12 protein-coding genes are annotated in these 12,828 nt (G+C 60.4%); 10 read left to right on the forward strand and 2 right to left on the reverse strand.

Annotated features, from left to right (window positions below):
- Window positions 1-233 precede the first annotated feature (233 nt).
- Window positions 234-980, reverse strand: a complete 747-nt coding sequence (locus ACFQX9_RS01520; RefSeq protein ID WP_377786232.1) for a hypothetical protein — start codon at window positions 978-980, stop codon at window positions 234-236.
- Between the two features lie 14 nt (window positions 981-994).
- Here ACFQX9_RS01520 and ACFQX9_RS01525 point away from each other — a divergent pair, with 14 nt between their 5' ends.
- Window positions 995-1,123 (forward strand): hypothetical protein, encoded by a 129-nt coding sequence (locus ACFQX9_RS01525; RefSeq protein WP_377786234.1) that lies wholly within the window; start codon window positions 995-997, stop codon window positions 1,121-1,123.
- 224 nt (window positions 1,124-1,347) lie between these two features.
- Here the strand turns inward: ACFQX9_RS01525 and ACFQX9_RS01530 are convergent, their stop codons facing one another.
- On the reverse strand, window positions 1,348-3,474 hold the full coding sequence (locus ACFQX9_RS01530) for an NERD domain-containing protein (RefSeq protein ID WP_377786236.1): 2,127 nt from the start codon (window positions 3,472-3,474) through the stop codon (window positions 1,348-1,350).
- A gap of 721 nt (window positions 3,475-4,195) precedes the next feature.
- On the opposite strand from ACFQX9_RS01530, the gene ACFQX9_RS01535 reads away from it, so the two are divergent.
- The 9 genes from ACFQX9_RS01535 to trbL all read left to right on the forward strand — a co-directional run bounded on the left by ACFQX9_RS01535 (window position 4,196) and on the right by trbL (window position 12,800).
- Window positions 4,196-4,858: a hypothetical protein gene (locus ACFQX9_RS01535; RefSeq protein WP_377786238.1), complete on the forward strand. Its 663-nt coding sequence runs from the start codon at window positions 4,196-4,198 to the stop codon at window positions 4,856-4,858.
- 73 nt (window positions 4,859-4,931) lie between these two features.
- Window positions 4,932-6,251: a nitrate/nitrite transporter gene (locus ACFQX9_RS01540; RefSeq protein ID WP_377786240.1), complete on the forward strand. Its 1,320-nt coding sequence runs from the start codon at window positions 4,932-4,934 to the stop codon at window positions 6,249-6,251.
- A gap of 246 nt (window positions 6,252-6,497) precedes the next feature.
- Entirely contained in the window at window positions 6,498-7,418 is a 921-nt protein-coding gene (gene trbB / locus ACFQX9_RS01545; protein ID WP_377786243.1) for a P-type conjugative transfer ATPase TrbB, read from the forward strand.
- On the forward strand, window positions 7,415-7,741 hold the full coding sequence (locus tag ACFQX9_RS01550; protein WP_377786245.1) for a TrbC/VirB2 family protein: 327 nt from the start codon (window positions 7,415-7,417) through the stop codon (window positions 7,739-7,741). Before trbB ends, ACFQX9_RS01550 begins: the two co-directional genes overlap by 4 nt.
- On the forward strand, window positions 7,741-8,004 hold the full coding sequence (locus ACFQX9_RS01555; RefSeq protein ID WP_007600323.1) for a VirB3 family type IV secretion system protein: 264 nt from the start codon (window positions 7,741-7,743) through the stop codon (window positions 8,002-8,004). The genes ACFQX9_RS01550 and ACFQX9_RS01555 overlap by 1 nt, the downstream gene beginning before the upstream one ends.
- A 10-nt stretch (window positions 8,005-8,014) precedes the next feature.
- Complete coding sequence (gene trbE, locus ACFQX9_RS01560) at window positions 8,015-10,456, forward strand: conjugal transfer protein TrbE (RefSeq protein WP_377786248.1); 2,442 nt, start codon at window positions 8,015-8,017, stop codon at window positions 10,454-10,456.
- Entirely contained in the window at window positions 10,453-11,187 is a 735-nt protein-coding gene (trbJ, locus tag ACFQX9_RS01565; protein WP_377786250.1) for a P-type conjugative transfer protein TrbJ, read from the forward strand. The genes trbE and trbJ overlap by 4 nt, the downstream gene beginning before the upstream one ends.
- The gene (gene trbK-alt, locus ACFQX9_RS01570; RefSeq protein ID WP_377786252.1) at window positions 11,187-11,561 is read left to right on the forward strand and encodes a putative entry exclusion protein TrbK-alt; all 375 of its coding nucleotides are present in this window, start codon (window positions 11,187-11,189) and stop codon (window positions 11,559-11,561) included. Before trbJ ends, trbK-alt begins: the two co-directional genes overlap by 1 nt.
- 3 nt (window positions 11,562-11,564) lie before the next feature.
- Window positions 11,565-12,800 (forward strand): P-type conjugative transfer protein TrbL, encoded by a 1,236-nt coding sequence (gene trbL / locus ACFQX9_RS01575; RefSeq protein ID WP_377786254.1) that lies wholly within the window; start codon window positions 11,565-11,567, stop codon window positions 12,798-12,800.
- Window positions 12,801-12,828: the final 28 nt, after the last annotated feature.

Here is a 12,828-nt window from a genome sequence, read left to right on the forward strand (position 1 = left end):
GGCGCTCGCACTCTATCTTGAAGCAGAATTCCGTTCGATGCCGTGTGGTACTGGAAAAGATATCGTCATATTCGATCCATCCCCAAAGATAGTGCAACGCTCCTACCAAGGGTGTTTCAAGCTCCGCCGCTTGGATTGTAATCGACGGCGTGTGCCAGACCAGTTGCGGACCGATCAGAGCATTGCCGAAATTGGTCGAATCAGGAAAGTGGAAGTCCGCTGGGATTTCGCTATTAAATCTGTTGTGACTTATGTTGGTTCGCGCGTTGATCGCCGGAGTCATGCCGCCGTTCTTCAGAATGACGGAAAATCGATAGGTGTACCGCGCCGGGAACGATGTTGTCATGGAGGGTGCCTACGCGATCGGCAAGCCGGTGGGTCACCATATTGATGTCTTGCACAGTGACGTATGCCCGTAACTGCCGTTCGGCATTGGTCGCAGCGATCTGATTGCTCGTGATTGCTGCGTTCGCAGAGTCGGTGGCGGCCTGGATAGAGGCTTGCATGTCCCGGGACTGAGCGGCCGATGTTTCGCCAAGCAGGTGTAGCTGGCGCTCTCCGGCCTCCCATAGTTTGTCTGTCGCCCGCTTGAGCGTGAACGTGAAGATGGCAATCGCAATGGTCGCAACGGCGGTAATCGCGCCGCCCATTTTATCCAGGAATTGCGCAACCTCGAACACGATGAAGGGAAGGAGCTGATAAGAGGTGCAGTTCGCGACCTTGGCCTCCCCGGCTGGCTCGCAAATCTGGCCGGGTAGGGGATAAACCGGAGGACCAGCAGCAGCACCAGCAGCAGCGCCGTTCCGACGATCCAAATGATCTTTGCGCGACGCGACAAATTGAGTCCCTCCGGTTCCTCCGAGCGCACCATAAATCAAAAACGGAGATAGGTCGTCGCTATGGGCTTCACACCGGGCGAGCGGCCGGCGCAGGAATTTGGTGTGCGTGCAGAAAGTGGCCGTTGAGGTGCGCGACGACATGTTCGCGCTTAAAAATGCTGATCGAGCTCTATCTTGAGGGCAAAGAAGCGCCAAAAGCTCCGGCGCAGGACAAGCCCGTGATGTCGCCTTGGGCATTCCAGCAGAAACAACCGATCATCCTTGTCGCGCTTCCATTGAGCTAAGGGGGAGGCGCTGAATTTCGCGATCTCCATCACAGATGTACAAGCCTTTCTCGCCAAAGCCGGGCACCCCCTGACGTCAAGGCGCCGCCCACCTGCAAAGTTGCGAAGATCTATGCGGGCCGGACAGCCAGAGTATCGGAGGATCGAAATTTGGACCAGCGGTGGGACATCGTTTTACGACGTGGATTTCGACGGGAGGATCGATCCCCCCGGTTGCGAGTGTTTCACTTGATGCGAGTCTGAACTTTCCGCCATTTTCTGTCGGCCTCCCGAACGGCTTGTCGCTCCACAAGTCTCCTCTTGTTTAAGTCGGAACGCGAGGTGCCTCGTTCGATGAATCCGTATTCGGCTGAGAAGAGCCTTCCCAAGCTCATCACAGGAGTGTCTTTGTCCATTATGTCCGTCACCGCGACTGCGGTCTCTTCGCCAAGATCGAAATAGAACGGCGCGTGGCGCGTCCGTGCGATTAAGGCCTGTAGTGGGGATGGCGCTTGCAGGTAAGAAAGGAAGTCGGCTGGCGTGGGCTTATCCCCAAGCCAGAGTGATGTAGCAGAGCTTCTGCGTTTGGTTGTCGCTGGTTCACGCGAGTTGGAGAAGAAGCGCTTAAGAAGAGACACGTCCGTCATGTGAACGTTATTCCGCGCGTCAGCCGCTGCGTACGGCAACGAACTCAAAATGCAAGGAACGATAATCATATTCTTTGCGTCAATCCCAGATACGTCGCGAACCGCGTCAGCATGGTCGTGCAATGCAGTAGCCAAACGGGTGACCTGATTTACGGCAGAGTTCATCTCCAAGGCGAAATAGTAAGCTGCCGCTGGATTATGGGCCGACAATGTTCGATTTTTGCATTCGAAGACGAAAAGATATTCGCTCCAAGGCACGACAAGGTCGTACTCGAACTCTTCTCCGGCGATCTTCAGCCTGAAGGCCTTCGCGGCCAATCCTTGACCAGCGATAAAGCGCAACATTTCCCTTTCGAAGGCCTTGCCTTTGCGCCCTAGCTGCTCGCCTTGTTTTCCGACAGCAGAAAGCGTTACGCGGCCAGGCTCAGAATATATGATCGCTGGGCCAAAGAGCATGAGGGAACCGTCTCGCATTCTCACGAGCGGTTGGTCAAAAAGATCGCGGCTGGTTTTGCGCATTGATGCTTGGTTGATAAAAAGGTCTGCGGCGCCATTCTTCAGGCCGACCCGCTCCAAAAGAGCGCGCAACTCGCTGCGGGGGATGATGTGGCATAGTCCCTTCAAACCGAGAGTGCGGTAGCGCTCGCCGGCTAGACTTTGCAACGTAGAATATCCGCGTATCCATTCGACGAGCCTCAGCCCGCACGGACGCTCCTGGTCGTCGAGGACAAAGTAACCAAGCACTTCGCTGAGCGAAATACAGGAATGGCCTTCCTCCGGCGACACGTATCCTTTCGGCGGAAGTTCAAGAGGACCGTCTATCCCTGAAGCCCAAGTCTTCAAGTTGGTATTCTGCAGCAACCCGTGATAGGTCCGCGCTAGCTGATCGGTAAGACGTACATTAGCGTAGTAATCGAGTCCTTCTTCGGGCGTAATGAGCTCATACGCGATCGCTCGCTTGGCGTCCTTCGGCACCCATCTCGGCATGGGCTCGCCGATAACACGAAATCCGCGGCCAAAATATCGACAACGTTGCTCCAAGCGTTCCCAAAGACGCCAAGAAGCCGCCAGCGCAAGAGTGGCCGCGGTCCGGTCATTGTCGACATTCGTGGGCTCCGGCAACGTCGGCAAAAAAAGGAACCCGTCCACGTCGAACCATGACTGCTGGTAGCCAAGCAACAGCAGGGTCATCGTGGCCATGTTGACCAAATTGCCGAGCGCGCCGTCCGGATTGAATGATGTACCATCCCGACGCCGCACGCGGAAATGGCTCAACTTTATGCGTCTTCGGCGCAGCAGGTCGGCGTGAAACTCCTTCATCATGTCATCGAATGCATGAGCTGACCAGGATAGCCCAGACGCGGCCTGAACCTCCGGAGCCATTTTGGCGGCGTCTGTCGCAGAAAGGCTCCTCAGTATCTCTGCATAGCCCGCTTCTATCTGATGGCTAAGTCCCATCAGTTCATTGACCTCGCGCGCCCAATCTTGCCCGAGATGTTCTAAGAAGTGCGCTTCGACGTTTGCTAGGAACGCATCGCGAGCTCGGCTCCGGATCGGGGCCGGCCGCTTCTGAAAGAGGTTGCCGTTGCGGCGAAGTAGACCGAGAAGCTGAGCCGCGCAAGCTTGATCCAATACAAGTGTAGAAAGATGTTGCTCAAGTCTGTGCCAATCCAAGTCCTTTAAACTCGTCTTGACGATACTCTCGCTTAATGTTCGGGAAGGCATTGCAGATTCCACACCATTCTACGGGCGATCCTGACAAGCTGCGCGCCAAGATTGATCGACCCACTAAACCTGAATAGGCGACCGTGCAACGGCTGATGCCACGGTTTGCGCAAGGGCGGCTGAAAACCCCTTTGGTGATTGAAAGGAACCTTTCGATCAGCGTCATCGGGATAAGTCGTTGAAATCGCAGCAAATGCGAGCGCCCTCCGAGAGCGCCAAGGGCGCGGAACGTACGATCGCTTTGTTGAGTCGATCGGACGGCGGCTTGCAAGCGGATCCACCGTCCTGAAAGAGGTGAGCATCGACATGCACGCCTCTGACAAGCATGAGTAATCAGTACGCGCGCCCCAATGCGCCCTGGCAGTTCCTGGCAATGGGTGCGGCGCTGAATCAGATAAGCATACTGCAGGTCGGCAGCACGCCATGAAGCAACAAGCGATGGGCGCGTCACTCAAGGCGCCCGGGCCCGCTGCAACAGCCCGTTAGCTGCGCGCGAATGATACAGGCTTTACAAATCCAGCTCTTCTTGAGACCGCCTTGTCTTTCTTTGGCTACGCCACACTACGACGCAGAAGTCGGTGCGGTTGAAGTGACGTTCGGATTGGCCCTTGTGTCAACTCCATCATCGCTGGGCGCGACAGCCGTTTCGATTCCGAAATCGACGCCGCGCGTGCCGCGGTGCGCGGGCAGGTCGCGGCCGCTAATTGGGAGCGAACAAGCAGTGCAAGTCGATGGAGAGCTTGGAGGCCAGCCTAACTCGATTGTGAATCAAGCCGACAGCGATGCGCAGCCGAGCCCGAACGAAGGAGCGCGAACCAAGAAGGTTACCGTTCAGCTCTCCGAGAGCATGTTTCAGCGGCTTGAAGTTGCGACCGAACGCCCGGGGCTCGGCAAGAGCATGGTCGTCGAGACGGCGCTTGAAAGATTCCTGAATCCTTCACCGCCCATCGAGGGGCGCGTTCATCAGGCTCTGGACCGGATAAGTGGCCAGATGGCCAGGCTCGAGCACGAGATCGCGATCATCGCCGAGATCGTAGCCCTGCATGCGCGCTATCACCTCACCGTGACGCCGCCCATGCTGCCATCCGGGCAGCGGGAGGCGTGCCTGCTCGGACAGCAGCGTTTTAAGGTGTTGGCGGAGCAGGTCGAACGGCGGGTACGGCTCGGTCAGCCATTGATCCAGGAGACGATCGATCGGCTGGGCAGGCGCAGTCGACCTGTCAGTGAAGCTCATGCTGGCGCGTCACAACGCGCGGCAGAAGAACAGCCGAGAAAGGAGGGTCTGTCAGCAGTCGCGGCGGATGGAAACTCCGAGCCGAGCGCTGCCGCCGAGGAGGGCGGCAGCAGTCCAAACTTTCGAAACCTGCCCAACTCCTTTTGTTAGGCCGGCCGCCAGAAGCGTGCGGAAGGAGCTTGGGTCGCAAATATTGCCGGTGGCACGAGTTGAGCCAATCCCTGTGTGGCGGCTCATCGCGTGCGTGTTTCTTCCCTTCGCGGCCGGGTACTACCTTTCGTACCTGTTCCGGACGATCAATACACTCATTGCTGGCCGCCTCGCCTCTGATCTCGGGCTTGGCCCTGCCGATATCGGGCTGCTCACGTCAATCTATTTTCTTGTCGTTATGGCGGCCCAGATTCCGATCGGCATGTTACTTGATCGCTTTGGGCCGCGCCGGGTCCAGAGCGTGCTCTTGGCTGTTGCTGCAGGGGGGGCCGCGCTCTTTGGGCTATCGACGGGATTCCTGTCGCTTCTTTTTGCTCGCGCGATTGTCGGACTTGGGAGTGCAGCAGCCCTGATGTCCGGGCTGAAAATCATTGTCCTCTGGTTTCCAAGAGAACGTTTGGCGCTGATCAATGGCTATATGATTATGCTGGGCTCATTGGGCGCGGTCACCGCAACGGCTCCTGCGGAAGCGCTCCTGGACTGGATCGGGTGGCGGGGTCTATTCGGCGTGCTGGCCGCCGCGAGCGCGCTTGCTGCCATTTTGATCTATCTCGTGGTTCCCGAACGAACCACTGGGCCACAGGGTAGCAGGACGCCCGCCACTCTAAAAACCGTCTACTCGGATGCGCGGTTCTGGAGAATGGCGCCCTTATCGGCGACCTGCATCGGGTCCGCTTGGGCACTGCAATCCTTATGGGCGGCGCCCTGGCTTTGCGATGTGGAGCGGCTGGATCGAACGAGTCTCGTCAACGAATTGTTCGTGATGGCGGTCGCTCTGAGTCTCGGCGCTCTCGTCTTGGGCGTCCTTGCCAACTGGGTGCGCCGCCGGGCTAAGAAGACCGAGGCTCTGTTTGGCTTGGTCGCGGCGATGTTGATTGTGGCGGAGCTTGTGCTGATCCTGCATCCGCCCTGGCCATCACTCCTGCCGTGGTGCGTGCTGTCGATGGCCGGATCAGCCACTGCTCTGACCTACGCCATCATAGCGGATTATTTCCCGGCCGAGCTGGTTGCGCGCGCCAATGGCGGTCTGAATGTCCTGCAGTTTGGCTGGGCTTTCCTCGTGCAATACGGGATGGGACTGATTCTGGAGCAATGGCCTCTAGAGACGGGGCATTATCCTTTAACGGCCTATCAGACCGCGTTCGGTGTGAACGTTTTGCTGCAGGTGGCGGCGCTGGTCTGGTTCGCCGCCGTCCCGTGGCTGGAGCGCCGGAAACGGAAGGCTGGCGCTTCGGCCACACGTCAGCCGGCAGGAGGCTGGAACTCGGTTGAGGTCGTTATTCTACCAGCCGAGCTCGCCATCCTGGAGGCGGATGATCATGCGGAGTGGTGAAGCCCGCATGTCGCCGGGCTGATGTCCGGGGTCGTGATGTTCGGCGCGTCAGAAGCGATCGTCCCTAATCTTTCTTCTTCTACGCCAGACTACGACTGACCCGGTCCCATTGTTGCTGTCGCGCAGGTTCTGCTTTTTCTAGTTGTCCTCATGTGAGGCGGCTAGACGCTAGCTGGCTCACCCAACTGGGGGGTAGTCGTGGCGATCCATTCATTTCATTCGGAAGCCGAGTTGCGCGGAGCGCGCATGCTCCGCACAGCGCTGGGCTCGGCCATCGCAGGCTTTCTGGAAGATCCGTCCGTCGTTGAGGTGATGCTGAACCCCGATGGCCGGCTGTGGATCGATCGGCTGTCGAGCGGCCTTACCGATACCGGCGAGAGTCTATCAGCTGCCGACGGCGAGCGAATTGTCCGGCTGGTCGCCCACTATGTGGGCGCTGAGGTTCATGCCAGCTCGCCCCGAATCTCGGCTGAGCTGCCGGAAACGGGAGAACGTTTCGAAGGCTTGTTGCCGCCGGTCGTCGCCGCGCCGGCCTTCGCGATCCGCAAACCTGCGGTCGCCGTGTTTGGGCTGGACGACTATGTCGCTGCCGGCATCCTGAGCTTGGAGCAGGCGAACGCGCTCCGCGATGCGGTCGCTACACGCAAGAACATCCTGGTCGCGGGCGGCACATCGACGGGCAAGACGACGCTGACGAACGCGCTTCTGGCGGAGGTGGCCAAAGGTTCGGATCGCGTCGTTCTCATCGAAGATACGCGGGAGCTTCAGTGCACGGCGCCGAACCTCGTGGCGCTGCGCACCAAGGATGGCGTCGTCTCGCTGTCCGAACTTGTGCGTTCGTCGCTTCGCCTGCGCCCTGATCGTATCCCGATTGGCGAGGTGCGCGGAGCCGAGGCGCTCGATCTGCTCAAAGCCTGGGGGACTGGACATCCCGGTGGTGTCGGCACGATTCACGCTGGCACCGCGCTTGGCGCGCTCCGCCGGCTCGAGCAGCTCATCCAGGAGGCCGTCGTCACGGTCCCGCGCGCGCTGATCGCCGAGACCATCAACGTCATCGCCGTGCTCTCTGGCCGTGGTGCCGAACGGCATTTGAGCGAACTCGCTTCTGTCACCGGGCTTGGACCATCAGGCGACTACACCCTTTCGAAAATCGGAGATCAATCATGAACGTAGGATCATCTCTCGGGCGAGGTTTCAGATCAGTTGCGGCATTCGCTTGTCTGTACCTGGCCAGCGAGCCGGCCTGGGCCGCCGGCTCGAACATGCCCTGGGAGCAGCCGCTCAACCAGATCCTGCAATCGGTCGAAGGACCCGTCGCCAAGATCATCGCGGTCATCATCATCATCGTGACAGGTCTCTCGCTCGCATTCGGCGACACCTCGGGCGGCTTCCGGCGGCTGATCCAGATCGTGTTTGGTCTGTCGATCGCATTTGCCGCCTCGAGCTTCTTCCTGTCGTTCTTCTCGTTCGGCGGCGGGGTGGTGATCTGATGGATGAGCCAGTCCCGGGCTTTGTCGCCCCTGTCCACCGTGCCCTGACCGAGCCGATCCTGATGGGCGGGGCACCGCGATCGGTTGCCATTCTCAACGGCACGTTGGCTGCAGCACTCGGCCTCGGTCTGCGCTTGTGGCTGGCCGGACTTCTGCTGGCGTTCATCGGCCACATGGCCGCGGTCTGGGCCGCAAAACGCGATCCGGAATTCGTCGAAGTCGTGCGCCGGCACGTTCGTGTTCCCGGTCACCTCAGCGCTTGAGAGAAGTCCCATGATGAATCTTGCCGAATACCGTCATTCAAACACGCGCCTTGCTGATTTCCTGCCCTGGGCTGCTCTGGTCGACGAGGGAATTGTATTGAACAAGGACGGCTCGCTTCAGCGGACGGCGCGGTTCAGGGGGCCGGACCTCGACAGTTCCGTGCCGGCTGAGCTTGTTGCGGTCGCAAGCCGGCTGAACAATGCGCTCCGGCGTCTCGGATCGGGCTGGGCGGTTTTCGTCGAGGCGCAACGGCATTCGGCAGGGCGCTATCCGCCCGACACATTCCCGGATGTCGCATCCGCCTTGGTGGATGCGGAGCGGAAAGCGCAATTCGAGGAGGCCGGCAGCCATTATGAATCGAGCTACTATCTCACCTTCCTTTATCTGCCGCCTGCAGAGAGTGCAGCTGTGGCCGAGCGTCTCCTGTACGAGGGCGGCCATGGCAGCGCGGGAGCGGATGCGCGCGAGGTGCTGAGTGGCTTCGTCGACCGGACCAACCGCGTGCTCCAGCTCGTTGAGGGCTTTATGCCGGAATGCGGCTGGCTAGATGACGAGGCAACGCTCACCTACCTGCACTCGACGGTGTCGACCAAGCGGCATCGTGTTCGGGTGCCGGAAATCCCGATGTATCTCGATGCGCTGCTTGCCGATCAGCCGCTGACAGGCGGGCTTGAGCCGATGCTGGGTGACGCGCATGTGCGTGTCCTGACGGTTGTGGGGTTTCCGAGCGCGACGACGCCCGGGATCCTCGATGATCTCAACCGCCTCGCATTCCCGTACCGCTGGTCCACGCGGGCGATCATGCTCGACAAGATCGATGCTCTAAAACTCCTGACCAGGATCAGGCGGCAATGGTTTGCCAAGCGCAAGTCGATTGCCGCGATCCTGAAGGAGGTGATGACGAACGAGGCGTCCACGCTTCTGGACACCGATGCCCACAACAAGGCTTTGGATGCAGATAGCGCGCTCCAGGAGCTCGGCTCGGATCAGATTGGAGAGGCCTTTGTGACGGCAACGGTCACGGTTTGGGACAGGGATCCTAGCGCGGCCGACGAAAAGCTACGCCTCGTTGAAAAGGTGATCCAGGGCCGGGACTTTACCTCAATGGCCGAGACAGTGAATGCCGTTGAGGCCTGGCTCGGCAGCCTGCCGGGACAGGTCTATGCAAACGTGCGCCAGCCGCCGGTGTCGACGCTGAATCTCGCCCACATGATCCCGCTCTCGGCGGTCTGGGCGGGAGAGGTGAGGGACCATCATTTCAAGGCGCCTCCACTGTTCTTCGGCAAGACGGAAGGATCGACCCCTTTTCGCTTCTCGCTCCATGTCGGCGATGTCGGACACACTCTGATTGTTGGGCCGACCGGCGCCGGGAAGTCGGTGCTGCTCGCGCTGATGGCGCTGCAGTTCCGGCGATATCCGCAAGCACAGATCTTTGCATTTGATTTCGGTGGGTCGATCCGTGCGGCGGCGATCGCCATGGGCGGCGACTGGCATGATCTCGGCGGCGCGGTTGGTGGAGACTCGGCAGAATTCGTGGCGCTCCAGCCGCTTGCGCGCATCGACGATGTCGGGGAGCGCGGTTGGGCAGCCGATTGGATTGCATCGATCCTTGCGCGCGAGCGCATCGAGGTCACGCCCGAGACCAAGGATCATATCTGGTCGGCCTTGACCTCGCTCGCCTCGGCGCCAGTTCGGGAGCGGACGCTGACGGGCTTGTCCGTTCTTCTGCAATCCAATGCCTTGAAGCGCGCGCTGCAACCCTATTGCCTCGGCGGTCCATTTGCGCGGCTGCTGGATGCCGAAGGTGAGCGGCTGGGCGAGACCTCCGTCCAGGTGTTTGAGACTGACGGGTTGATCGGGACCGGTGTCGCGCCGGCGGTTCTCTCCTATTTGTTCCACCGGATTGAGGATCGCTTCGACGGTCGTCCGACCCTTCTCATCATCGATGAGGGCTGGCTTGCGCTGGACGATGCCGATTTTGCCGGCAAGCTCCGCGAATGGCTGAAGACGCTGCGCAAGAAGAACGCTTCCGTCGTGTTTGCGACCCAGTCGCTGGCCGATATCGATGGCTCCGCAATTGCGCCCGCCATTATCGAGAGCTGTCCGACCCGGATCCTGCTTCCCAATGATCGCGCGATCGAGCCGCAAATCATGGCGATCTACCGGCGCTTTGGACTGAATGGCCGGCAGATCGAGATCCTCGCCCGCGCGACCCCCAAGCGCGACTACTACTGCCAGTCGCGCCGGGGCAACCGACTGTTTGACCTTGGCCTTGGCGAGATCGCGCTCGCCTTTGCGGCCGCGTCGTCCAAGTCCGATCAGGCCCTCATCGAGCGGGTGCTAGCCGAGCACGGACGAGACGATTTCGTCACCGGCTGGCTCAAGGCGCGCGACCTCGGCTGGGCCTGCAATCTCATTCCGCAGCTTGCCCAGGAAGGAGGCTTGTCATGAAACGTCTCCGTCCGCTGCTGGCAGCAAGTGTCATCGCAATTAGCCTGACCCAAGCGCCCCGGGAGGGAAAGGCACAGTGGATCGTGTTCGATCCCAACAACTACGTGCAGAATGTGCTGACGGCCGCGCGCGAGCTGCAGCAGATCAACAACCAGATCACCTCGCTGCAAAACCAAGCGCAGATGTTGATCAATCAGGCGAAGAACCTGGCGAGCCTGCCGTATTCGTCGTTGCAGCAGCTCGAGCAATCGATCCAGCGCACGCAGCAGCTGCTCAGTCAAGCGCAGCGCATTGCCTACGATGTCCAGCAGATCGATCGCGCGTTCTCGACAATTTATGCGCCGGCATCCGCGAGCATGTCCAATGGCATCCTCGTCGCCAACGCCCAGACGCGCTGGCAGAATGCGGTTGCCGGCCTGCAGGACGCCATGCGGGTGCAGGCAACCGTCGTCGGCAATCTCGATACCAACCGCACCCAGATGTCGGCCCTGGTCACGGCGAGCCAGGGCGCGTCTGGTGCTCTGCAGGCAAGTCAGGCCGGCAACCAGCTCCTTGCGCTGCAAGCCCAGCAGCTTGCTGATCTCACCGCGACCGTGGCCGCGCAGGGGCGCGCACAAACGCTCGAAGCCGCACAAAGAGCAAGTGCCCAGGATCAGGGGAGGGAGCAGCTGCGGCGCTTTCTGACCCAGGGTCAGGGCTATCAACCGACAACCGTGCAGATGTTCCACTGATGATGAAGAACAGATTTGAACGGCTGCCGATCGCGGTGGCAGTTAGCCTCACAGTCCTGGTCGTCGCCGCCTGCCCCATTCGCCTGCGCGGCGACGATAGCGCGACCCAATCTTCCGCCTCGCCCGCTGCGAAGCCCGATCCGACGGCGGCAAAGCTCGAGCAATGCCGCACCGTCACCTACGAGCAGAAAAAAGCTCTGCTCGAATGCGAGAGGATCTGGGCGGAACGGCGCAGCCAGTTCCTGGGGAAAAGCGGATCGGTAAACGGTACGGAAAGCAATGCGGGCACGGCGCCATTTTCCTCCCCGGGGCCGCGTAAGGACGAAAGCCGCCTGCCGTCGCTCTCACCCTCCGTTCCAAGCCAAAGCGAGTGAGCAATGGGCGGCACCTCCATCATCGACCAGTTCCTGGAAACCTTCACCCGCTATATCGATTCCGGATTCGGCCTGGTCGGGGGCGAAGTCGGATATCTTGCCACGACGTTAGTTGCAATCGACCTCACGCTTGCCGGCCTGTTCTGGTCCCTCGGAAGTGATGAGGAGATTCTTGCCCGGCTGGTCAAGAAAACCTTGTTTGTCGGTGTCTTTGCTTACCTGATCGGTAATTGGAACAGCCTTGCCCGCATCGTCTTCGAGAGCTTTGCAGGTCTTGGCCTCAAAGCCTCGGGCACGAGCCTGTCATCGGCAGATTTCTTGCGGCCAGGTCGGATCGCGCAAGTGGGGCTCGATGCCGGCCGTCCGATCCTGGACTCCATCTCGGGCCTGATGGGGTATGTCAGCTTCTTCGAAAATTTCGTCCAGATCGCGATCCTGCTGTTCGCCTGGATCGTGGTGCTGCTCGCCTTCTTTATTCTCGCTGTCCAGCTCTTCGTCACGCTGATCGAGTTCAAGCTGACGACGCTTGCAGGTTTCGTCCTGATCCCCTTCGGTCTGTTCGGCAAGACCGCCTTTGCGGCCGAACGGGTGCTGGGCAACGTCATCTCCTCCGGCATCAAGGTTTTGGTCCTCGCTGTCATCGTCGGCATCGGATCGACTTTATTCTCGCAGTTCACGGCAGGTTTCGGCGGCAATCAGCCGACCATCGAGAACGCGATGGCGCTGGTGCTCGGCGCTCTCTCCTTGTTGGGGCTCGGCATTTTCGGACCCGGCATTGCCAACGGCATCGTCTCCGGAGGTCCGCAACTCGGCGCAGGCAGCGCCGTCGGGACGGGACTTGCCGTCGGTGGAGTCGTCGCGGCTGGCGCTGGCCTTGCGGCCGGCGCTGCCGGTCTCGCCGGCGGCGCGATTGCAGGTGCCGCACGCGGTGGAAGTGCGATCGCAAGTGGAACCATGAGCGTGTTTCGGGCGGGGAGTCAGTCCGGCTCCGAGGCGAGCGCGTCCGGTGCTGCAAGTCCCTTGCGCTCGGTCGCAGCTGGTCTTGGTGGAGGGGCCAGCGATGCCGGTAAGGGGGAAGGCGACGCCTCGAGAGCTTCCGACAGTGCGCCCGCATGGGTGCGGCGGATGAAGCGGGCGCAGACGATTAGTCATGGCGCATCAGCGGCAACGCACGCGATCCGCTCAGGTGATCGCGGAGGCGGCGGCGGATCTGTCGACCTTTCGCAAGAGGATCACTGACGCCTCCTTTCTTTCGAAGTCCCGCCAT

The organism is Bradyrhizobium sp. GCM10028915 (assembly GCF_042666195.1).
GTDB lineage: Bacteria > Pseudomonadota > Alphaproteobacteria > Rhizobiales > Xanthobacteraceae > Bradyrhizobium > Bradyrhizobium canariense_D.